The following is a 20756-nucleotide window of genomic DNA, read 5'->3' on the forward strand; positions in this document are numbered from 1 at the left end:
ACCAGCGAGGCGGGAACCACCTCGCGAAACAGAATGAATGCAGTTATGTAAGTCTAGCTAAGGATTGCAGCTTTGGCGCGGATGGCGCGAATCATCGCTTCCAGTCCCTGAGAACGGGACGGGGTGAGGTGTTGGGTTAAGGCCATTTTTTCAAACCACGGACGGACATCAAACGCCACAATATCCTGCGCCGACATCTGCTGGTAAAGGCTAAAGACGACGGCAATAAGCCCTTTTACAATGGCGGCATCGCTGTCGCCGCGCAATTCGATCGTGCCGTCATCAGACTGCGCCATCACAATCCACACCTGGCTCTGACAGCCCTGAATAGTGTTCTCTGCACTGTGCGCCTCTTCACCGAGCGGCGGTAAGCGCTGTCCCAGCTCAATGATATAGAGATACTTCTCTTCCCAGTTTGCGCAACGCGAGAAGTTGCGCAGTAATTTATCTTTGTCCGGCAGCTCTGCCATCTTTCGCCTCTCCGTTAGCCCAGCAGCTGATGAATGCGCTTAAGCCCCGCCACCAGCCTGTCGACCTCTTCCGTCGTGTTGTACATCACCAGCGATGCGCGGCACATTGCCGGTACCTGGTAAAACGCCATCAGCGGCATGGCGCAGTGGTGCCCGGTACGGACCGCCACGCCGTAGTTATCGAGAAAACTGCCCACGTCATAGGCATGGTGTTTCCCGAGATTAAACGCAATCACCCCTTGCCGATCGGCAGGCCCGTAGAGGGTCAAATCCGGCACGCTGGCAAGTTCCGCCAGCGCGTAGTGCATCAGCAGCTGTTCGTACTCCTGAATGGCGTCCAGGCCGATGCCAGAGACGTAGGAGACCGCCGCCCCCAGCCCGATAATCCCCCCGGTGTTGGGCGTGCCCGCCTCAAAACGCCACGGCGCGCGCGCATAGGTCGTGCCTTCCGTCAGGCTGACAGTGGCGATCATCGACCCGCCCCCTTCCCACGGCGGCATCGCCTGCAGGATCTCTTCTTTCACATACAGCACGCCGATCCCGGTCGGCCCATAGAGCTTGTGGCCTGAAAAGACGTAGAAATCACAGTCCAGCGCCTGGACGTCAACCGCGTGGTGCATCACCGCCTGGGCCCCGTCAATCAGGACCTTTGCCCCCGCCTGATGGGCCTTTTCGACGATCTCTGCCACCGGGTTTTCTGTCCCCAGCACGTTGGAGACCTGGGTAACCGCCACCAGCCGCGTACGGTCATCCAGCAAGAGGTCAAGCTGCTCAAGCTGAAGCGTCCCGTCAGCGTTTAGCGGGATCACCCGCAGCTGGGCGCCCACGCGCTCGCAGAGCATCTGCCACGGCACGATATTGGCGTGGTGCTCCATCTGGGTGATGATGATGTTATCCCCCGCGTGGACCTGCGCGTTGCCCCAGCTGTTAGCGACAAGGTTGATCCCTTCGGTGGTCCCGCGAACAAAGACCAGTTCTTCCGGCGAGCGGGCGTTAAGGAAGGCGGCAAGCTGCGTGCGCACGTTTTCCATCCGCTGGGTCGCCTCGGCGCTCAGGGTATGAATACCGCGATGCACGGCGGCATAGCCGTGGCGATAGAACTCGGCTTCGGCATCCACCACCTGATTCGGCTTCTGCGCGCTGGCCGCGCTGTCCAGATAGGCCAACGGCAGACCGTTTACTTCACGGGTCAGAACCGGGAAATCTGCCCGTACTTTTTCGACGGGAAAACTCATGCTTCGCCTCCAGGCAGGCGCTGACCGATCCGATCCAGCACCTGCAGTTTTAACTGACCATCGTGCAGCGCTTCCGTCAGTTCGGCGGCAAACGCGTAGATAATCATTTTCTGCGCCGCCTGCTGGTCGATACCGCGCGAGCGCAGGTAGAACATCTGCTCGTCGTCGATTCGCCCGACCGTCGCACCGTGGCTGCATTTGACGTCGTCCGCGTAGATTTCCAGCTGCGGTTTGGTGTCCACCTCCGCCAGTCGCCCTAACAGCAGATTGTTGTTGGTCATCTGCCCGTCGGTTTTAATGGCGTGCTGCGCCACGTTAATCAGGCCGTTAAACACCGCGCGCCCTTTATCACTGACGATGGTTTTGTGCAGCTGGCGGCTGTTGCAGTAGCCTTTGTTGTGCTCCAGCCACGTGCGCGTGTCACACACTTCCGATTTAACCGGCATCGCCAGGCTGTTGATGCGCAGCGTGGTGTTTTCCCCGTTAAGCTGCGTGCTGGTGTTGTGGCGCAGCACCGCCCCGCCGAGCAGGAAGCTGTGGCTGTACGCGGCGGCATCCTGGCCCAGGACAATGTCGTTATGGGCAAAGTGGTGGCTCTGCGCATTCTCAAACGCCAGCTTGACGTGGTGAAGTTGCGCATTCGCGGCAACGTTCATCGTCAGACGCGACCCGGTAAAGTGACGCGTCTCATTGAGGCTGACGTAATGTTCGATGACCGTGGCCTCCGCGCCCTCCGCCAGCTCAAGATGGTGACGATAGTGCGCGGTATTGATTTCATCGCCGTCCAGACCCTGAGTGATATGCATCAGCAGCAGCGGCTTTGACGGACGCTGGTTACGCTTCACGGCGATATGCGTCACGCTGCGGGCCAGGCTCTCGGTAAGGTGCAGGAAAACCTCGGGCTGAACCGGGGCGCTCAGGCGCTGGCGATCGTCGTTTATCTCAATCTCAAAGCCGCTCTCCTGGACCGTGTCGCTCAGTTCCGGACGGAACTGGCCATCGACAAACACCAGGCGCACGGCATCGACACGCAAGGCCAGCGCGTCGCGCTGCGCTGGGGTGAGATCCGCCAGACGGGTAACAAACTCGGCGTTCAGCAGGCCATCAAGCGGGGTATATTTCCAGTTCTCATGCTTACGCGTCGGCAGGCCAAGACGCAGCATCTGCTGCAGATGCTGCTGCGCCTGCGCCGAGCGTGTGCCGCCCTGGGCTTCAAACAGCCGGTGCCACTGCTGGAGCGCATTACTGCTGTTCGGTAAGCCAGCCATAACCCTGCTCCTCCAGTTGTTTAACCAGCGTAAAATCACCGGATTTCACAATGCGCCCCTGGTAAAGCACGTGGACGTAATCCGGCTTGATGTAGTCCAGAATGCGCTGGTAGTGGGTGACGATAATAAACGAGCGATTGCCGTCGCGCAGGGCGTTGACGCCGTCAGCGACAATCTTCAGGGCGTCGATATCCAGACCGGAATCGGTCTCATCAAGAATGCACAGCTCGGGCTCGAGTACCGCCATCTGCAGAATGTCGTTACGCTTTTTCTCGCCGCCGGAAAAACCGACGTTCACCGAGCGGGTCAGCAGATCTTCCGGCATTTTCAGCAGCCTGATCTTCTCTTCCATCAGATCCTGGAAGTCGAAGCGGTCCAGCGCCTCCAGCCCGCGATACTTGCGCACCGCATTCAGCGCCGTTTGCAGGAAGAACTGGTTGCTGACGCCAGGAATTTCGACCGGGTACTGGAAGGCCATAAAAATGCCCTCTCCCGCACGATCTTCCGGCGACATCTCCAGCAGATCTTTGCCGTTAAACTCGACCGAGCCGTGGGTCACTTCATAATCTTCGCGCCCGGCCAGCGTCGCAGAAAGCGTACTTTTCCCGGAACCGTTCGGCCCCATGATGGCGTGGACTTCGCCCGGCTTAACGTCAAAATTGAGGCCACGCAGGATGGTTTTATCTTCTACGCTGACCTGTAAATCTTTAATGTTTAACATGTGCTTTCCTTAACCGACGCTGTGTTCAAGACTAATGGCGAGGAGTTTCTGGGCTTCAACGGCAAATTCCAGCGGCAGTTCAGAGAACACGTCCTTACAGAAGCCGTTGACAATCATCGAGATGGCGTCTTCTTCGCTGATCCCGCGCTGCAGGCAGTAGAAGAGCTGGTCTTCCCCAATCCGTGACGTGGTCGCCTCGTGCTCCAGCTGGGCCGTGTTATTACGGCATTCGACGTACGGGAAGGTATGTGCGCCGCAGTCCGCGCCAATCAGCATCGAGTCACACTGGGTAAAGTTTCGCGCATTGGTGGCCGTCGGCATGATTTTCACCAGCCCGCGATAGCTGTTCTGGCTGTGTCCGGCGGAGATACCTTTCGAGATAATGGTCGATTTGGTGTTTTTACCAATGTGGATCATCTTGGTGCCGGTATCCGCCTGCTGATGACCGCTGGTGAGCGCCACCGAGTAAAACTCGCCGATAGAGTTATCCCCGCGCAGGATGCAGCTCGGGTATTTCCAGGTGATGGCCGAGCCGGTTTCGGACTGGGTCCACGACATCTTGCTGTTTTCCCCTTCGCACAGCGCACGCTTGGTCACGAAGTTCAGGATACCGCCAGTATTGCCGTCGCCCGGGAACCAGTTTTGCACCGTCGAGTATTTCACCTCGGCGTCTTTATGGATGATGACCTCCACCACCGCCGCGTGCAGCTGATAGCTGTCGCGGACCGGGGCGGAGCACCCTTCGATGTAGCTGACGTAGCTCCCCTCATCGGCCACCAGAATGGTACGTTCGAACTGGCCGGTTTTTTCGGCATTAATACGGAAATAGGTGGAAAGCTCCATCGGACAGCGCACGCCTTTCGGCACGTAAATAAAGGTACCGTCCGAGGCCACCGCCGCGTTAAGCGCCGCAAAGAAGTTATCGTTTGAAGGCACTACGGTCCCGATGTACTTTTTCACCAGTTCGGGATGATCGTGAATCGCTTCGCCGAAGGAGCAGAAAATGATCCCCTGCTCTGCCAGCTTCTCGCGGTAGGTGGTGGCCACCGAGACCGAGTCAAAGATAGCGTCCACCGCCACCTCTTTCCCTTCGCGCACCGGTACGCCCAGTTGGTTAAAGGCTTCTTCCACCTCTTTGCTGAGGAAACTGTTCTCCGCGCCGGTTTGCTGCACCGCGCCGGGCTGCGAGGCGCAGGTGTCATCACAGCTGCCGCAGGACGGCGCGGAGTAGTAGCTGTAATCCTGGTAGTTCAGCTTGTCATAATGCGCTTTCAGCCAGTGCGGCTCTTCCATCTCCAGCCAGGCGCGGTAGGCACTCAGGCGAAACTCCAGCATCCACTCGGGCTCGTTACGTTTCGCCGAAATAGCCCGCACGACATCCTCGTTGATGCCTTTTGCCAGCTCATCGGTCTGCAGCTGGGTGAAGAACCCCTCTTTATAGTTGAGGTGCCCGCCGCTCCAGGTATTTACTTCACTCGTTGCTTCAGTATTACGAGACATAGTTCCGCCTATACCCCAAAGCTTTCGCCGCAGCCGCATTCGTTCTGGGCTTTCGGGTTATGAAATTTGAATAACTGATTTAAGCCTTCGCGGACGTAGTCCACTTCGGTGCCATCGATAAAGGGCATGGCCTGCAGCGCGACGTACAATCTTGCGCCGTCGGTCTCGAACACCAGGTCATCTTTCTCGGGTTCGGTGACGGTATCAAGCACGTAACCGAAACCTGCGCAGCCGGTCTGTTTGACACCTAAACGCACGCCAAGGATCACGGGCTTTTTCGCCACCAGCTCGTGAATATGTGCCGCCGCCGCTGGCGTGAGCGTTAACCCGCGCCAGGCGAAATCGGCAGGATTAAAGGTTTCTGAATGCAGTTCCATAGGTCCACCTCATCTGATAAGCCATCAGGGCATAACACCATGTTAGTGATAACGATTATCACTTCAACCCTCTGTCAGCAGGGGCATTCGGCTAAACCGCCCTTTTTGCCTACTTTTATTAAGCATAGACCCTGTGACAAGATGCAGGCAGGATGGATTTAATTGTTCAATGCATTGATTAATAATGCATTTCGTCGTGGGGTTTGTGGCGGAGAGGTGAAAAGTAAAATATGCATCGGAAATGCCTATTTTTGAGATAGCCGCTTTGATTATCGTGAACTCAGTCTAACAGATGCGATTTGGCGCACTAAAAGAAGGCCAGGGCTTCAGGTGCCCGGCCAGCAAGCGCTCCTCAGCAGTAGACAACCTGTTGATGCGAGTCTTTTTCTGAAAATCATACACTCACTCTGGATCACATTATTAATCACTGTAGCATTAACCACACTCTTGCAAAGGAAGTAAGGTGGCATATGGCGTTACAGGGAAAGATGATTCTGAATGGCGCAGATTACGCGCCTTTCAATCTGTATGGTGTGGGCGTGTTCATGGCGCATTCCGGGTTGGGAGCCAACAGAAACAATGCCAGTTGCGGACATGTCGCCAATACTGGCCCTATTCCCCCGGGGAAATACTGGATTGTTGATCGCAGGGAGGGTAACTGGTTCTCCCAAAAAAAAGAGGAGATTCACGATGCAGCTAACAGATTTATTGGCCGAAATGCTTTTGGTAAATCTGACTGGTTTGCTTTGTGGCGTGATGACTGGGGTATAGATGATTACGCATGGATAGAAAATGTAAAACGTGGAAATTTCCGACTACATCCCGGCACGGTTTCAAAGGGATGCATAACTATCGCCAACATGTCTGATTTTGCGATGATTCATAACGCGCTAATGAGTACATCGCTTATTCAGGTTCCATGCATGCGGTCACTCATGGCGCGAGGATGGGTGGAGGTAGTAGCGGGTGGCTACATTAAAAATCCTTGCTCGTAGGGCAAGTAAAATTATTTATTTTCTCATTTTATTATTTGCGATAGGCCATATACTACCGGGTCCTGAGTCATATATTAACTATGATTTAGCCCGAACAACAGCAATCACTATCACCGGAAATGAAAATGCTGAATCTATGTATGATGCTTATTCATTCATTGACTGGCTTGCAATGCTAATCATCACTACCTCTTTCTATATTTTAACAATGAAGTTAACCAAAAAACTAAGGAAATAATAAAATGCCTATACCTCCCTATATGTGGCTTAAAGACGATGGCGGTGCAGATATCAAAGGATCTGTTGACGTACAAGATCGTGAAGGAAGCATTGAAATTATCGGCCTGAGCCATGGTATAAATTTGCCCGTTGACAGCGCTAACGGCAAAATCACCGGCACCCGCCAACATTCATCTATGATGATTGAAAAAGAAGTTGATAGCTCTACGCCATATCTTTACAAGGCTGCAGCAACCGGGCAAACGCTGAAAAGCGCAGAAATAAGGTTTTATCACATCAATGATGCAGGCCAGGAGGTCTGCTACTATACCGTTCTTATGGAGAATGTGAAATTAACTGGCGTCCACTGCAGCGTTCCAAATGTTAAGCTGGCGGGAAACGATAAAATGAATCACATAGAAAGCGTCAGCATTCAATATGAAAAAATCACCTGGAGAATTCTTGACGGTAATATTCAATTTTCAGATGCATGGAATGAGCGCCATACTCGCTGAGTATTAATAAGGGGACACAGTCCCCTATTGAACAAGTAGCCAACTGCAAAGCCCCAGAAAAAATTAGATGTTCTTTAAAATTAGCCGGGTAAATCTCATCTGCAGGAATAATGCCTATTCTTGAGATAGATTTTGCATGGAAAGAGACAAAAACAAAAAAAGGCCCTCAAGGCCTCTTACACTCAATGATGGAATGAGACAGCAAAACCCTGCTCACGCCAGTGGTCGAGCTGTTCCTGCTGTCGAGGCGTTGGCGATTTCCCCGTCCAGACGAAGATTTTCTGCCCCGGGAAAAGCTCGGGACGCGGCGAATCAATCGGTTCTGCCAGGACATCAATGTGCCAGCCCTTCTGCGATAAGCGCGCGGCTTCAAGCCACAGATGGGTGCGGTCATCACACTCCCAGCCAATCAGAAGCGCATCTTTACCGGCTTTTTTGCGGGACTCTGCCAGGCTTGCGATCGCGAATTCGATCAGGACCCCGTCAAACAGGCTCGCCATGTGACGCACGGTATTTTGGTCCTGGTTCATCCGCTGACGGACGGGAGAAATAATATTGTCAATCAGGGCGTCTATCGGGTGATCGCGGCGGAACTCACCGACTTTGGCACGCAGCTTTGCCGGGCTGGCATAGCGCAGAACGGTCATCATCTCTTCCTGGAACGAGACCCAGTTACCCTGAGTCAAAACTTCCTTGTTTTCCAGCAAGGCTTTTACTTTCCCGACCGAAACGCCACTCTTCATCAGGCGTTTGATCTCTTCGATACGCAGGATATCTTCATCGTCAAACTGACGATGACCCCCTTCGCTGCGCTGCGGCTTCAACAATCCATAACGGCGCTGCCAGGCACGCAGCGTAACGGGGTTGATACCGCATCGTTCGGCCACTTCGCCGATACTGTAATAGGCCATTAACTCCCTCACGCTCAGAACTTCCATACCTAACTGCACCAACCTTATCAGATTGTACACACCATTTGTATAACTAAGACCGCATTTTGAACGGGTGAATGGCTTACGACGCCATTCACCTGTTAATACATTGTTGTATAAAATTTACCGTTCGTACAGTTACGTCTGTCCGATTGTGTACAGCTTTATCACAATTCGAACTTTTTCTCCGGCCACGCAATGGCTGGAATCCCGCCGTGCCGGGGGCTGGCAAAAAGATGCCCCTGGAACTGGGAAATCCCCGCAGATTCCAGCCACATCCACTCTTCCGCCTTCTCTACTCCAACCGCGCAGAACTGGATTTCAAGCGAGGAACAGCATTTGATGATGGCCTGAATAATGGCCTGTCGGGGGCCACTTTTATGCACGTTCGCGACCAAATCACGATTAATCTTAATTCTGTCAGGCTGGAAGTGGGCCAGTAGCTGCAGCCCGGCAAAACCGGCACCAAAGTGATCGATCGTCACGCTGATACCCGCGCTTTTTAACTGCCTGACCGAATCCGTGAACTCATCAAAGCGGGAAATGGCTTCGCTCTCGGTGAACTCCACCACGATTTGTTCAGGTACAAAACCGTTTGCTTCGATCGCGGTAAGCAGAAAATCCACGGCGTTGGGAATGTTAACCAGCGTCATAGGCAGCAGGTTAAGGGATAACGTCTGGTCCTGTAACCCCAGCGCGCTGGCCATGGAGAGCGCCACCTGCTTGCTTTGCAAATCGGAAGCGTAGACTTCCTCATGCGGAAGGCTGGCGAAATAAGCCCCCGGCGAGTCGCCGGACGGGGTGCGGAGAAGCGCCTCCCAGGAGACAACCTGCTGCATAAATGGATCGACTATCGGCTGGAACGCGAAGCTGCAATCCGCCCCCTTCGCGACCACCTCAGGTTGCGCGGACAAGCGCGTTTCTTCGCGAACGAATTCCCATGAGTCCGCAGGCGGCAGTTCAAAATAGTTCGCTTTTTCCGTGGCCTCGACAAAGGTGCGGAAAAACTGCAGAGGGCGGTCGTTATACGTCAGCTGGTAGCGTGTCGTCCCCTTATTGAGCACCTGCTGCAGTACCTCGTCCCTGTCGAAGTGGCGCAAATCAAAAAGCTCCATACCTACGTTGCCAAAACGCCGGACAGGCCCGTGATCGCGCATTAACTCGACCACGTTATGGTGGCGCGGGTCGTTGCAGATCTGCTCATAGATAGCCGAAACGTGCTCAACCGGCCCTTCCAGCAGTTGAAAAAAATGTGTGCCGTTAAACAGCAAGATCCCCGTGACATTGGATTGCCGATTTTTACGATTTGCAGCAGCGACCATTGCTTCCAGCGCTTTCACTGGAACGTCCTCGCAGATATGACTGCGGTAAATGATGGTTGTGAGCATGCTATTCCTGGGGGTTAGGGTTTTGGCCACGAAAGACGTGGGTAATGTTCATTTATAGCACATTAATTGCCTGACAAATAATTTACATCTCAACCATTTACGGCAGTTAATGAGACCTTTTGACTCGGCTGTACAACTTACCAGCACCTGCGCTTTTTGTACAATATATCCTGCACTCGCCCCCCATCACAACGCCAACCCAACGCAATGAAAAATAAATGATTTATAAGATATATCGTAAAAAATCTAAAAAACTGTACATTTTAGATGTACAGATTTGGAAATTATGTATACCTTAAATGTAACGTTACTGATTACAAAATTTTACAGGAGCGAAACATGCAGCAGAAAGGTTACGTCGCAGATTCCGCAGCAGCAATCGCACAGTACTTCGAAAAAGCCGCGCTTCCTACCCAGCAGGAAACGCTGGGCCAGGTGGTTGTTGAAATTCTCAGCGACGGGCGAAACCTTAATCGCAAATCGCTTTGTACAAAATTGCTGAGTCGCCTCGAAAAGGCCGACGGCCCGGAAGAGGAAGAGCATTACCACATGCTGCTTGGTCTGCTCTTCGAACGGTAAGGATATGAATAGCAGTAACGCAGACCGACTGATAGACCAGCTTATCGGTGAAGCCGTTCTCTCTCTTCTGAAAGAGCGGGGACCGGTGACAACTGAAGGCTTGCTACAGCGTCTGCGGGTCATGAAAGAACATGAAAAGGATCCCCAGCGGCGGGAGACACTTGCGGTGGTGATTGCCGAGATCGGCTCAAACAGCACCGCCTTTACACGTCGCAGAACCGCGCAAGGACGAACGAAAAGAGAGGGATCTCTCAACGATACCCGAGACAATGTTGTGCCGTTATTTGGAAGTGGAAAACCGTCCGATCCCAAAAAAATACATTGACTGCAATTTAACAGCTACGGTGAGAACAAATGAGACAAAATATTCAGCTTCAACCCGAATACCACTCTGCTTTTTTAGACAGTGCGCTGGCGGAGTATTTCCGCCATGCAGGCGATCGTTTTGCTGAAGAGTCCGCTATTTTTTCTACTGCAGTACGCTGTGTTCTGGCCTCCGAAGGGCATCTGTCCAATAAGGCGATCATCCTCTGGCTCATTCAGACGCTGGAAGCCACCAACGACGTGGTTCAGGCGGATGTGATTCGCAAGACGCTAGAAATCGTGGTGGGTTACACGATGGACGATCTCTGAGTTCCTGCTCGCCACGCCCCCTAACGTGTCATCGTCAAAACTGACGATCGGCCTGACGATGACACGCGCCCTCCCCGCATAACGCCTTGTAATCCACGCAAAATCAACCTGGCACGGTTCCTGCTTATTTACTCATACGGGACTGGGTTTCCAGTCAACTTTGCTTCATTTCTTAACAGGTCTGTTATTGATGAAAAAGATCGCCAGCGTCTGCCCGTACTGCGGTGCAGGCTGTAAATTGAACCTTGTCGTTGAAAATAACCGTATCATCCGTGCCGAAGCGGCAGCGGGAGTCACAAACCAGGGCACTTTATGTCTGAAAGGATTTTACGGCTGGGACTTCCTTAACGATACCCGTCTGCTCACCCCTCGCCTCACCCAGCCCATGATCCGCTACCGCAAAGGCGAAGCCTTCACCCCCGTTACCTGGGAAGAGGCGATCCGCTACACCGCCCACAGGCTCAGCAGTATTAAAGCGCAGCACGGGCCGCGGTCGATCATGACCACCGGCTCCTCGCGCGGAACCGGCAATGAAACCAACTATGTGATGCAAAAGTTTGCCCGCGCGGTGCTGAACACCAACAACGTGGACTGCTGTGCGCGCGTCTGTCATGGCCCGTCCGTCGCCGGTTTACAGGAAACGCTCGGTAACGGCGCGATGAGCAACTCCATTAGCGATATTGAAAACTCAAAATGCCTGCTGGTCTTTGGCTATAACTGCGCGGACTCCCACCCTATCGTCGCCCGCCGCGTGCTGAAAGCGCGTGAAAACGGCGCAAAAATTATCGTCTGCGATCCGCGGCGTATTGAAACGGCGCGTATTGCCGACCAACATCTGCAGCTGAAAAATGGCAGCAACATGGCGCTGGTGAACGCCTTTGGCTATGTGCTGCTGGAAGAAGAGCTGTACGATAAAAACTACGTGGCGCGTTTTACGGAGGGGCTTGAGGCCTACCGGCAAACGGTAAAAGACTATGCGCCGGAAAAGGTCGAACATCTTACCGGCATCCCCGCCCGTGACGTCCGCCAGGCAATGCGCACCTTCGCGGCGGCCCCTTCCGCCACCGTGATGTGGGGGATGGGCGTGACCCAGTTTGGACAGGCTGTGGATGTGGTCAAAGGGCTGTCCAGCCTGGCGCTGCTGACCGGGAATCTCGGTCGCCCTGCCGTCGGCGTCGGGCCGGTGCGCGGTCAGAACAACGTACAGGGTGCCTGCGATATGGGCGTTCTGCCGAATATGTTCCCCGGCTATCAGGATGTGACCGATCCGGCGGTCAGGCAGAAGTTCGCCGACGCCTGGGGAATTAACGTCAATGCGATGGACGATCGCGTCGGGACGCGCATTACCGAAGTGCCGCATCTTGCTCTGGAAGGCAAGGTCAAAGCCTATTACATCATGGGGGAAGACCCGCTCCAGACCGAAGCCGATCTCGGCCTGGTGCGCAGCGGTTTTGAGGCGCTAGATTTTGTCGTGGTTCAGGACATCTTTATGACCAAAACGGCAGAGGTGGCGGACGTTCTGCTCCCGGCCACCTCCTGGGGTGAACACGGCGGCGTCTTTACCTGTGCCGATCGCGGCTTCCAGCGTTTTGGCAAAGCCATCGACGCCAGCGGCAACGTGAAGCGCGACTGGGAGATCATCAGCCTGCTCGCCACCGAGATGGGCTACCCGATGCATTATGACTCCAACCAGCAAATCTGGGACGAGATGCGCGCGCTGTGCCCGCTCTTCTACGGCGTTACGTATGAAAAAATGGGCGAGATGGGCCACGTGCAGTGGCCCTGCCCGACGCTGGATCACCCCGGTACGCCGTACCTGTACAAAGACAATCAGTTCGACACGCCGAGCGGTAAAGGGCAACTCTTTGCCGCACCGTGGCGCGCGCCGGCGGAAACCCCGGATGCGGATTTCCCGCTGGTGCTGTGTACGGTACGCGAGGTGGGACACTACTCCTGCCGCTCCATGACCGGGAACTGCGCCGCGCTTCAAAGCCTGGCCGACGAGCCGGGTCGGGTGCAAATGAACCCTGCCGATGCAGAAAAGCTGGGCATTACTGACGGGCAGCTGGTCTGGGTACGTTCACGTCGCGGGAAAGTGATTACCCGCGCCAGCATCAGCGAGCGTATCAACGCCGGGGCCGTCTATATGACCTATCAGTGGTGGATTGGCGCCTGCAACGAGCTGACCCAGGACAACCTCGATCCCATCTCCAAAACCCCGGAAACGAAGTACTGCGCGGTGCAACTGGAGGCGATTGAGGACCAGCGCTGGGCGGAGGACTATGCCGCGTCGGCGTATCAGTCCATGAAGTCGCGGCTGATTAACGCGGTGAATATCTAAGGGAAACACCCTGTAGCTTCTGATCTACCCGGCCCAAGGATAAGTGTTTTTGGCGCCGGGTAAACACTAACGAAACTGCTCTAATGCTTCGCGAAACAAATTGGGGTTACAGCGTTTTTCCAGTAAGCGGTTCAGGAGCTCAAGCAACTCGTGTTCACTGCTCAGGTTGAACTTATGCATAACAGCATACTTATGGGCATAGATCGTCTTTGGCGTGAGCATCATCTCTCTGGCTATGTTTTTGACGGATTCCCCCTTGTAAAGACCGGCCATAATATTGAGTTCGCGCTGTGATAACGTTTTATGCTTACAGCTTTCACAGGCTTTTAAAAAGACAGGGATAGCTGACGCACTGTAGGCCACCCATGCCTGACGGAATACCCTTTTCAACAGATAGAGTGGTGCTGAGCGTGATACAAAATAAGTCTGCTGAATGCAGAACGGTAAAAATGATGATGACGGTTCTTCCGCTTCAGTAATACCAATGATGACGCATTTACGCGCACTTTTTAATTCTGGAAAGCAGGTATGGTGTTCACCCTTACTGAACGCATAAACGATAATTTCCGCCCGGGCAATATTCTCAGGCACATAGCCTTTGAGAAAATTGACATTTTTCGCATATTCATTTTTAAAAAAATCGCCAATAAATGACCTAAGGCTATGGTGATATAAAAAATCTTCTTCTTTAATTAAAACATTTATCATTTATCAGACCGGGACATAATCAATACTGAACCTTTTCTCAGGCCAAAGAAATCCTTGCATTAAATTGCATCCTGTACCCTGAGCCAATGCAAGTAGTTCGTTATCTTCGATGCCCTCTATAAGCACCTGCTCTACCATCAACGAGCAGTAGGCAATCATTGACTTTAATACCCATGGGGAACCTCTGTTTTCCCATAGGCTCATTTTATCTACCTTGACACCGTCAAATAAACAAATGCGTTCACCCAGCAGTGACAAATGCTCATGTTTAATATCATCCAGCCATATCTTTGCACCTGTATTTTTTATTTTTTGATGCATGGAGTAAAAAACCTCCTGTTCTTTTTTTGACAATGAAATAAAATTACAGGGATCTTGTATCTCAATAACAATGCCAGAGTGCAGGCTGGGCAATAGTTCATCAATCAAAACTGAACGGCAGAGTAATTTCGCAGGCACATTAATAAAATAGGCTTCACTGTCTACACACAGAGAAGCTATACGCAACTGCCAGCGTAATAAACGAAAGCTAGCATTTAAAGACATCTTTTCAAAAAAGGTTTCGCAGTCGATCCCCTGGCGTAAGGCACTTAGCATTTCCCATGCCTTTATCTTTTTTTCCTGTGAAGAATAGATAGGCTGGAACCGAACACCACATATAGCATGCTCAAGCAAGGAATTTATCAGCATGGAAGTCTCAAACTTATTTTTCTTGGAAAAGATATTTCAGCCGTTATTGATAGGTAAAATCAACGTTCATTACCGACAGGAACGTTCCGGCAGTGGAATTTCCTTGCGGCGTAAACATTCTCGCTGACAGCGGAAATGTTGAACTGCGCGTGCTGCTATCGACATTCACCTGCATTGTGCTGTTTACGCTATATGTTGTCGCATGATCCCTGCTGGCGATACGTAATGCAACATTGTTGCTGGTCCCGCTGTTTTTCCATGCGGTGGGATCTTGCGTATCGGCATTGCCCGTAAATTTGGCCGTTACGCTACTGGTGCCTGCAGGACAGCTTTGCACCAGTAGATCAAAGTCAGACCAAACGCCTCCATCACCGGCATTGATGAGATTCTGCTTGGTATCTTCCCCCAGATTGACCACTTTAGAAACGGTGCCCGTGTCAACGACACACGGGCTGGCAATGACCTGGCCGGAAATATTAATATTGGAGTCCGCTCTACCCATTAGCGGTAAGGTTAAAAAAACCAATACGATCGAATAATTTTTTATAAACATAGCACACCTCTGGCACCCGCTTATAAGCGGGCGTTCAGCTTTAATCATAATTAATCAGTTATATTGCATGGTGGCAACAATAACGGAATTAATGGTTCCCGGCATGACGCTACCCGATGCAGAATAAGCTTTTGCCTGCATAGCTAACGAGGCGGTACGATCGCCTTGAACGGTTTGGGTCACAGAACTCCCGTTCCCCAACAGATTGCCATTGCTGGCCTGATACAGCCCCACCGCTACGTTAGTCGCGGTCCCTGTGCTCTTATAATAGTTGGCACCTGCGACAGGGTCCGGCGTTCCGCTGAAGGTTACTTGCACACTACTCGTTCCTACAGGGCATGCTGTTATCGGAAGAGTAAATGCCACGGGGGTAGAGGTTGCTCCCGCACTGGCAAGTGTAGAGGCCTGAATAGTCGAACCTAAATCCACGTTCAGGTTGGCACTTCCTCCATTGATTACGCAAGGAGAAGCAACAATAGTACCCGTAACGTTAATATTTACCGTATCAGCCGCCATGGATGAAAAAGATACCATCGCCGCAATAGCCATAAGTTTAAAATTCATGATTTACCCTCCTATTGATAAGTAATATTTAATGTTGCGGTTGCATTCGCCGTACCTGGACTCACTGCCGTCTTAGTTTGATAATAACGGGCTACGATTGGGAATGACTCCAGCCCACCGCCAGATTGCTTAAGGAAAACGGTATTATTAAGATTGAGAGGTGTGCCACCATATAATATTTGCACCCCCACTCCCTGTGCCACCCCCGGACCACCCTGGCCCGATAAGGCTAAAACGCTGGTATTGGCCACATCAGGGTTTTGCTGTCCACTTAAAGAAATGTTGATATTTGCGCCAGGATTGCAGCTCAATCCGAGATTCTGGGCAACCTGAGCATTGGCTGGCGTTGTACCCACTGTTGAGCCAAAACTTGTCGCAGGGATATTACCTATCGGAAAACTCAGCGAGCCCGAAGAAAGACTGCAGGCAAGTGTCGTAATGCTTCCGCCAGTAATGTTCCATGTCGCAATGAAAAATTGGTTTGAAATAGATATGTTAGCAATTTGTCCACTGCGAAGTGCACCTGATACAGCTGGAGCGGTAGTCCTGACCAACTCAACTTTATACATATAAGAAGCACTATAGCTGCCAATAGTAAATGACATCGGAAAGTAATGATGGAAACCGCCGCCTGAATCATTTTCTGACACACGAATGCCGTATCCACTTACGCCTATATCATAGAGACTATTCCCAAGGGAACTACCACTCATCGCTTCCTGATAATTATTCGTGGAATCAGTACATGAGAAATTCACATTGTAAATACCCGACTGTGCAGCGACAACCGTTCCCGGCGCCACATCGCGCTGCGCAGTAATTGTACTAAAATTCAAATTAAAGTTTTGCGCAGAGATATTGTTCGTACAGCCTGCAAAGCTTTCTACGGATATTAATGTCAAAAGCAACAGCAAAAAATATTTAAATGCATTCATTTTCTTTCCTATCGACAGACAGTACTGACAACCGCAATGTTATTTTTAACATCAGTAGGTTTTAAAATATATGAGGCTTTACACTGTTTATCACTACCCTCACCCCACTGAGCAATTAGGTCGACATTCTCGCCTAAGCCTGTGAGATAAACCTGTCCATTATCACCGACAATAAAGCCACTGTTTTTAATCCCATTGACGCTGACAATCGCCCCAAATGGAACAGGCTTTCCGTTACCACGCAATAACGTAAATAATGCACGTTGACCGACGTTGGCAGTGTATTCAGCGCGAACAACAGCCCCACGCGTTGGCACAACGGTTCGGGTCGTGAGATCCAGTTCTACATCATCGGACATACTTTCTGGATCGATTACAATATCGTTTTTACGGTAGACGTTGACGTTATTTACCGTTGTATATCCCCGATAGTCCGTTTTCGCGCCCGTTTGGTTTCGTACCGTCAGACCTTTCGCCCCCGGGACTTTTACCAGGACGTTCGTTTCTCCCAGCGGTTGCGATAACGTCACGCCGTCAGCATGCGCGATGACGCCGCCCTGAATACCATAGTTCAGACGCTTATTATTCTGGTCGTAGCTGTATCCGGCCGTCACCTCACCATAGGTACCCTTGTAATCACCGTTCACGTTGCCGCTGTATCCGACATTGTCACTACCGTACCCCTGTTGAACGTTCCAGTTCAGGGCATTGTTATCCAGCGCGGTCCCGTTGATGCCAACCGTATGGGTCGTTCCGTTATTTTTACTGTTATTAACGCTGTAGTTTGCCCACGTCTGCGGCAGGAATTTATCCAGCGGCACGCTAATGTTAAATGCCACCATCCGGTCTTTGTCATAGCTCGTAGGGTTACCGTATGTACCAGGCGTCCCGTTACGCGTTGAGGTATACGTCAAACCGTAGCTGATGCCGTTCCAGAAATTGTTATACCCCAGACTCCAGGACTCCATCGCTCGCCCGGAATTCCAGTAATCTTCACGAACGGCGCTCACCATGATCGAGCCTAACGAACCGCCAAGAGACTGGTTCATTGTCAGCTCCATACGGTTACGACGTCTGTTTTGCATCACACCGTTATCGCCATAGGAATCAAGTACTTCCTGCATGCCGTAAAAGCCTTTGGTCGAATAGCGGTAGCCTGCAATCGCAAAGTTAGTGCCGGTGTCGACAAAGTTTTTACTGTAACGGGCGCGCCAGGACTGGCCGCTATCGCTCGGCAGATTTTGTGGGGTAGACCATGCCTGAATGACGTCGACAGAAACTGCGCCGAGATCTCCCATATTCTTGCCCATACCGGCAGCGACCGACTGGTAGTGGCTCGACGTTTGACCACCGCCGTAAGCCGTCAAGCCATACGGTAAGCCATAGATGCCCGTAATTTGCGCAAACGGCGTCTTATCTACACTACCGTTGTAGGAACGATATTGCCCACCCGTGACGGCGTACTTGAATCGCCCTTCTCGCTGCAGTACGGGCAGTGACGCAAAGGGAACGGTAAACTGTTGAATGCTACCGTCGGCCTCTTTTATCGTGACCTGCAGATCGCCAGCTCCCCCTGTCGGATACATATCCGTAATCTCGAAGGCGCCAGGCGCAACGTAGGTCTGATAAATCTCATACCCATTCTGACGGACAATAACCTGCGCATTGGTACGCGCGATACCGCGGACGACGGGTGCGTACCCTTTGAGTGAATCGGGTTGCATATCATCATCGGAGGCCAGCTGCGCACCGCGGAACGGCATGCTGTCGAAAACATCAGCAGGCGCAGTGCTGTCCCCGAGCGTCATCTGCGCTTTTAGCGGTACGATCGCGCGCTGGGCGTAGGTATAAACGCTATCCCATTTGTCCTTGCCATCTTCATCTCGTGACCAGGTCGTGTAGTTGCGCAGACGCCATGGCCCGATGTTGATTCCCGGACGCAAATTAGCGTACTGCGTGTTGCTGGTATCACTGCTCCCGTTGCGCGAGCGGTTATTGGCCCCACTCAGGCTGTAGTTGAGCAGTGCAGCCGTGATTCCATCATCCCACTGTTCCGGTGGAACGTATCCGCGGGCCTGACGAGAAATTGCCGCCTGAGGGATACTGATAAGCAGACGCTGCGCGCCAAACTGAAATTCAGTGGATCCGGAAGGTATCGCGTGCAGGTTCGCACAACGCTCGTTGTCCACTGCCAGCGCCGGGAACAGCTCGGTTTTTACGCCCCATTCTTTAAGCTGCTCCACGGTCAGACAAGGTTCTAATTTCCCCTCATCATTGGGAGCACCTGAGGTTTTGAATTCGATATCTCGCGTATCAACGAGTTCGTTATCCAGCATCACATCGACGTGATAGGTTCCCGGCGCCTGCGAGCCCGCTTCAAACGCAGCGAGATCGGCTTTACCCCCATTTTGCGGATTATCGAGTTCAACCAGGTCCGGGTTGAAGTAATCACGCGCCATGGCATTCTGCATTGAGCCAGCAAGGGCAAATGCAATTAATAAAGCCAATCGCGCAGGTTTAAAATTATTATATTCCCTTACTATCATCATTCACGTCACCTTGGAAACGACATTCCAAAACCAATTATTTTCACAAGCTTGCGCTTTGCACGTCACTCACCGCCCCATAATCATTAATGACTTTATAATTAATAGAGGTTGAGTTAGCGCCAGCAGGCAGCGTGAAATTCATTGATTCCCCAGGAAGTACATACGAAACATTTTCAATTTTTTTACCACCCAGACTGATTTCATTGAAGTTAATGACATAGCTGGTTGGGTTGGTAACCTGAAGTTGGTTTCCATTGCGGCGCCAGGTTAACTGATGACTCAACTCCTGCGGCTGCTGAGATTTTAATCCTGCCGGACGATAAATCAGCTTAATGCGCGTTTTGATCGCAATTTGCAGCGTATTATCTTTTTTGGGCGCTGACGGTATCGCTTTAATATTTAGCCAGTAAAGACTTTCCTTATCCTGTGGCAAGTTGCCTGTCACTACGACACGCTCAATATTTTGCTGGCCGCCATCGAGTCGATACAACGGAGGGGTGATAATAAAAGGAGCTTTCTCAGCGCCACCATTTAATGTTTCAACCCACGACTGAATAAGGTACGGCGTCTTATCCGGGTTGTTAACATCAATGGAAGCTTCTTTTTTATTGCCATCATAGACGACACGCGTTCCGCCAATAATGACACCCGCATTGGCAAAGGACACGCTTGCTGAAATTACTGCGCAGGCAATTAAAGTTTTGCTAAGAAAATTCATTTTACACCTCGATAAAAAAGGGCCGTATACCGGCCCTCATATATGTTTCCGGTCAGGAAGATTACTGGTAGCTAACGGAGAAGTTAGCTACACCGTTTGCTGGACCTACGCCGACAGTTGCAGACGTTGCTTCGTACTGAGCAAAGAAGTCCAGTGTGTTTGGTACAGTTTCAGCCAGGCTGTATACGTGGCTGTTTACGCCCGCCAGCGGCAGATCCTGGCTATCAGCCGTCATCAGGTTAATAGCAACGCCCGTTGCGCCACCGGTTACAGCCAGCAGGTTGGAGTTTGCTGGGTCCGCAGAACCGTCAAACTTGATAGTTGCACCTGTTACGGTTGCCGGGCAGTCAGTCAGAACGATAGAGAATTTAGTCGCAGCGGTTTTATCGCCAGCAGCGGTAAATTCAGATTTGCTGTAACGGCCCAGATCAACGGTCTGGTTTACAGAACCCGCGTCAACGGTGCACGCTGCATCGATGATTTCGCCGGTGAAATTAACGGTACCAGCAGCAGCGAAAGCATTAGACATGGTCAGAGCAGCAGTCGCAGCGAAAGCAGCAGCAATAATATTCTTTTTCATGATTTAATTTCCTTAATAACTTTATAAATTACCGAAATTTAGGCGGCAACATCCAGATGGATTTAGACCATTTATTTTTTGCGCCAGATATCTCATTTCCAACGTGCAGTAAGCAGAACGCAAAGATATTTATTCGATAACTTTGTTTTCATCCTCTCACTTGCTGAGGCGAAATTTACAGAAGTTTAATTTTTCCGACAAATGGTTTTTAGCCCAACAGTGGACTTTAATTTTAACTATTATTTAACACGCAAATTTGTTTAAGTGGGCCATTTCAAATTATTAA

General features: G+C 51.7%; 23 protein-coding genes. 7 read left to right on the forward strand and 16 right to left on the reverse strand.

Going from position 1 to position 20756, the window contains the following annotated elements; genetic code table 11:
- Positions 1–53 precede the first annotated feature (53 nt).
- Genes sufE through sufA form a run of 6 tightly spaced genes read right to left on the reverse strand, consistent with a single transcriptional unit; the run spans position 54 to position 5571 of the window.
- Positions 54–470 carry a cysteine desulfuration protein SufE gene (sufE, locus tag BMW97_RS04580; RefSeq protein ID WP_039023841.1) on the reverse strand — a complete coding sequence of 139 codons (417 nt, stop codon included), beginning with the start codon at positions 468–470 and terminating at the stop codon, positions 54–56.
- A gap of 14 nt (positions 471–484) precedes the next feature.
- The gene (sufS, locus tag BMW97_RS04585; protein ID WP_045910310.1) at positions 485–1705 is read right to left on the reverse strand and encodes a cysteine desulfurase SufS; all 1221 of its coding nucleotides are present in this window, start codon (positions 1703–1705) and stop codon (positions 485–487) included.
- The gene (gene sufD / locus BMW97_RS04590; RefSeq protein ID WP_045910309.1) at positions 1702–2973 is read right to left on the reverse strand and encodes a Fe-S cluster assembly protein SufD; all 1272 of its coding nucleotides are present in this window, start codon (positions 2971–2973) and stop codon (positions 1702–1704) included. Before sufD ends, sufS begins: the two co-directional genes overlap by 4 nt.
- On the reverse strand, positions 2948–3694 hold the full coding sequence (gene sufC / locus BMW97_RS04595) for a Fe-S cluster assembly ATPase SufC (protein ID WP_045910308.1): 747 nt from the start codon (positions 3692–3694) through the stop codon (positions 2948–2950). Before sufC ends, sufD begins: the two co-directional genes overlap by 26 nt.
- Before the next feature lie 9 nt (positions 3695–3703).
- On the reverse strand, positions 3704–5194 hold the full coding sequence (gene sufB / locus BMW97_RS04600; protein WP_021241107.1) for a Fe-S cluster assembly protein SufB: 1491 nt from the start codon (positions 5192–5194) through the stop codon (positions 3704–3706).
- Between the two features lie 8 nt (positions 5195–5202).
- Positions 5203–5571 (reverse strand): Fe-S cluster assembly scaffold SufA, encoded by a 369-nt coding sequence (gene sufA, locus BMW97_RS04605; protein ID WP_090392560.1) that lies wholly within the window; start codon positions 5569–5571, stop codon positions 5203–5205.
- A 470-nt stretch (positions 5572–6041) separates the two neighbouring features.
- Between sufA and BMW97_RS04615 the strand changes: the two genes are divergently transcribed.
- Genes BMW97_RS04615 through BMW97_RS04625 form a run of 3 tightly spaced genes read left to right on the forward strand, consistent with a single transcriptional unit; the run spans position 6042 to position 7300 of the window.
- On the forward strand, positions 6042–6566 hold the full coding sequence (locus tag BMW97_RS04615) for a DUF2778 domain-containing protein (protein WP_045910306.1): 525 nt from the start codon (positions 6042–6044) through the stop codon (positions 6564–6566).
- On the forward strand, positions 6538–6804 hold the full coding sequence (locus tag BMW97_RS04620) for a hypothetical protein (RefSeq protein WP_072052292.1): 267 nt from the start codon (positions 6538–6540) through the stop codon (positions 6802–6804). The genes BMW97_RS04615 and BMW97_RS04620 overlap by 29 nt, the downstream gene beginning before the upstream one ends.
- 4 nt (positions 6805–6808) lie before the next feature.
- Positions 6809–7300, forward strand: a complete 492-nt coding sequence (locus tag BMW97_RS04625; RefSeq protein WP_045910305.1) for an Hcp family type VI secretion system effector — start codon at positions 6809–6811, stop codon at positions 7298–7300.
- 182 nt (positions 7301–7482) lie between these two features.
- Here BMW97_RS04625 and BMW97_RS04630 read toward each other — a convergent pair whose 3' ends face one another.
- Complete coding sequence (locus tag BMW97_RS04630; RefSeq protein ID WP_039266180.1) at positions 7483–8211, reverse strand: MerR family transcriptional regulator; 729 nt, start codon at positions 8209–8211, stop codon at positions 7483–7485.
- Positions 8212–8399: 188 nt separating this feature from the next.
- Entirely contained in the window at positions 8400–9620 is a 1221-nt protein-coding gene (locus BMW97_RS04635; RefSeq protein ID WP_045910304.1) for a diguanylate phosphodiesterase, read from the reverse strand.
- A 339-nt stretch (positions 9621–9959) separates the two neighbouring features.
- Between BMW97_RS04635 and ycgZ the strand changes: the two genes are divergently transcribed.
- From ycgZ to fdhF, 4 genes are all read left to right on the forward strand, one after another.
- Positions 9960–10199, forward strand: a complete 240-nt coding sequence (gene ycgZ, locus BMW97_RS04640; RefSeq protein ID WP_008500634.1) for a regulatory protein YcgZ — start codon at positions 9960–9962, stop codon at positions 10197–10199.
- Positions 10200–10203: 4 nt separating this feature from the next.
- Positions 10204–10524: a hypothetical protein gene (locus BMW97_RS04645; RefSeq protein ID WP_045910303.1), complete on the forward strand. Its 321-nt coding sequence runs from the start codon at positions 10204–10206 to the stop codon at positions 10522–10524.
- Positions 10525–10553: 29 nt separating this feature from the next.
- A complete protein-coding gene (locus BMW97_RS04650) occupies positions 10554–10832 on the forward strand; it encodes a biofilm development regulator YmgB/AriR family protein (RefSeq protein WP_023327185.1) in 279 nt (92 codons plus the stop codon).
- A 190-nt stretch (positions 10833–11022) separates the two neighbouring features.
- Positions 11023–13173, forward strand: a complete 2151-nt coding sequence (fdhF, locus tag BMW97_RS04655) for a formate dehydrogenase subunit alpha (RefSeq protein WP_045910302.1) — start codon at positions 11023–11025, stop codon at positions 13171–13173.
- Between the two features lie 66 nt (positions 13174–13239).
- Here fdhF and BMW97_RS04660 read toward each other — a convergent pair whose 3' ends face one another.
- The 8 genes from BMW97_RS04660 to BMW97_RS04695 form a co-directional block, all read right to left on the reverse strand.
- Entirely contained in the window at positions 13240–13881 is a 642-nt protein-coding gene (locus tag BMW97_RS04660) for a LuxR C-terminal-related transcriptional regulator (RefSeq protein WP_045910301.1), read from the reverse strand.
- Between the two features lie 3 nt (positions 13882–13884).
- A complete protein-coding gene (locus tag BMW97_RS04665) occupies positions 13885–14571 on the reverse strand; it encodes an EAL domain-containing protein (RefSeq protein WP_072052291.1) in 687 nt (228 codons plus the stop codon).
- Positions 14572–14614: 43 nt separating this feature from the next.
- The gene (locus BMW97_RS04670) at positions 14615–15124 is read right to left on the reverse strand and encodes a fimbrial protein (protein WP_045910299.1); all 510 of its coding nucleotides are present in this window, start codon (positions 15122–15124) and stop codon (positions 14615–14617) included.
- A 54-nt stretch (positions 15125–15178) separates the two neighbouring features.
- Positions 15179–15688 (reverse strand): fimbrial protein, encoded by a 510-nt coding sequence (locus BMW97_RS04675; RefSeq protein ID WP_045910298.1) that lies wholly within the window; start codon positions 15686–15688, stop codon positions 15179–15181.
- Between the two features lie 11 nt (positions 15689–15699).
- Positions 15700–16623, reverse strand: a complete 924-nt coding sequence (locus BMW97_RS04680; protein WP_072052290.1) for a fimbrial protein — start codon at positions 16621–16623, stop codon at positions 15700–15702.
- Positions 16624–16631: 8 nt separating this feature from the next.
- A complete protein-coding gene (locus BMW97_RS04685; protein WP_045910297.1) occupies positions 16632–19172 on the reverse strand; it encodes a fimbria/pilus outer membrane usher protein in 2541 nt (846 codons plus the stop codon).
- A gap of 40 nt (positions 19173–19212) precedes the next feature.
- A complete protein-coding gene (locus BMW97_RS04690) occupies positions 19213–19890 on the reverse strand; it encodes a fimbrial biogenesis chaperone (RefSeq protein WP_045910296.1) in 678 nt (225 codons plus the stop codon).
- A gap of 61 nt (positions 19891–19951) precedes the next feature.
- Entirely contained in the window at positions 19952–20470 is a 519-nt protein-coding gene (locus BMW97_RS04695; protein ID WP_045910295.1) for a fimbrial protein, read from the reverse strand.
- Between the last annotated feature and the right edge of the window lie 286 nt (positions 20471–20756).

It is taken from the genome of Enterobacter sp. NFIX58 (assembly GCF_900110475.1).
Taxonomy (GTDB): Bacteria; Pseudomonadota; Gammaproteobacteria; order Enterobacterales; family Enterobacteriaceae; genus Enterobacter; species Enterobacter quasiroggenkampii.

What these genes read in the sequence shown, in the direction of transcription:
- sufE (WP_039023841.1), bottom strand. Translation starts at nt 470, where the DNA reads ATGGCAGAGCTGCCGGACAAAGATAAATTACTGCGCAACTTCTCGCGT.
- sufS (WP_045910310.1), bottom strand. Translation starts at nt 1,705, where the DNA reads ATGAGTTTTCCCGTCGAAAAAGTACGGGCAGATTTCCCGGTTCTGACC.
- sufD (WP_045910309.1), bottom strand. Translation starts at nt 2,973, where the DNA reads ATGGCTGGCTTACCGAACAGCAGTAATGCGCTCCAGCAGTGGCACCGG.
- sufC (WP_045910308.1), bottom strand. Translation starts at nt 3,694, where the DNA reads ATGTTAAACATTAAAGATTTACAGGTCAGCGTAGAAGATAAAACCATC.
- sufB (WP_021241107.1), bottom strand. Translation starts at nt 5,194, where the DNA reads ATGTCTCGTAATACTGAAGCAACGAGTGAAGTAAATACCTGGAGCGGC.
- sufA (WP_090392560.1), bottom strand. Translation starts at nt 5,571, where the DNA reads ATGGAACTGCATTCAGAAACCTTTAATCCTGCCGATTTCGCCTGGCGC.
- BMW97_RS04615 (WP_045910306.1), top strand. Translation starts at nt 6,042, where the DNA reads ATGGCGTTACAGGGAAAGATGATTCTGAATGGCGCAGATTACGCGCCT.
- BMW97_RS04625 (WP_045910305.1), top strand. Translation starts at nt 6,809, where the DNA reads ATGCCTATACCTCCCTATATGTGGCTTAAAGACGATGGCGGTGCAGAT.
- BMW97_RS04630 (WP_039266180.1), bottom strand. Translation starts at nt 8,211, where the DNA reads ATGGCCTATTACAGTATCGGCGAAGTGGCCGAACGATGCGGTATCAAC.
- BMW97_RS04635 (WP_045910304.1), bottom strand. Translation starts at nt 9,620, where the DNA reads ATGCTCACAACCATCATTTACCGCAGTCATATCTGCGAGGACGTTCCA.
- ycgZ (WP_008500634.1), top strand. Translation starts at nt 9,960, where the DNA reads ATGCAGCAGAAAGGTTACGTCGCAGATTCCGCAGCAGCAATCGCACAG.
- BMW97_RS04645 (WP_045910303.1), top strand. Translation starts at nt 10,204, where the DNA reads ATGAATAGCAGTAACGCAGACCGACTGATAGACCAGCTTATCGGTGAA.
- BMW97_RS04650 (WP_023327185.1), top strand. Translation starts at nt 10,554, where the DNA reads ATGAGACAAAATATTCAGCTTCAACCCGAATACCACTCTGCTTTTTTA.
- fdhF (WP_045910302.1), top strand. Translation starts at nt 11,023, where the DNA reads ATGAAAAAGATCGCCAGCGTCTGCCCGTACTGCGGTGCAGGCTGTAAA.
- BMW97_RS04660 (WP_045910301.1), bottom strand. Translation starts at nt 13,881, where the DNA reads ATGATAAATGTTTTAATTAAAGAAGAAGATTTTTTATATCACCATAGC.
- BMW97_RS04665 (WP_072052291.1), bottom strand. Translation starts at nt 14,571, where the DNA reads ATGCTGATAAATTCCTTGCTTGAGCATGCTATATGTGGTGTTCGGTTC.
- BMW97_RS04670 (WP_045910299.1), bottom strand. Translation starts at nt 15,124, where the DNA reads ATGTTTATAAAAAATTATTCGATCGTATTGGTTTTTTTAACCTTACCG.
- BMW97_RS04675 (WP_045910298.1), bottom strand. Translation starts at nt 15,688, where the DNA reads ATGAATTTTAAACTTATGGCTATTGCGGCGATGGTATCTTTTTCATCC.
- BMW97_RS04680 (WP_072052290.1), bottom strand. Translation starts at nt 16,623, where the DNA reads ATGAATGCATTTAAATATTTTTTGCTGTTGCTTTTGACATTAATATCC.
- BMW97_RS04685 (WP_045910297.1), bottom strand. Translation starts at nt 19,172, where the DNA reads ATGATGATAGTAAGGGAATATAATAATTTTAAACCTGCGCGATTGGCT.
- BMW97_RS04690 (WP_045910296.1), bottom strand. Translation starts at nt 19,890, where the DNA reads ATGAATTTTCTTAGCAAAACTTTAATTGCCTGCGCAGTAATTTCAGCA.
- BMW97_RS04695 (WP_045910295.1), bottom strand. Translation starts at nt 20,470, where the DNA reads ATGAAAAAGAATATTATTGCTGCTGCTTTCGCTGCGACTGCTGCTCTG.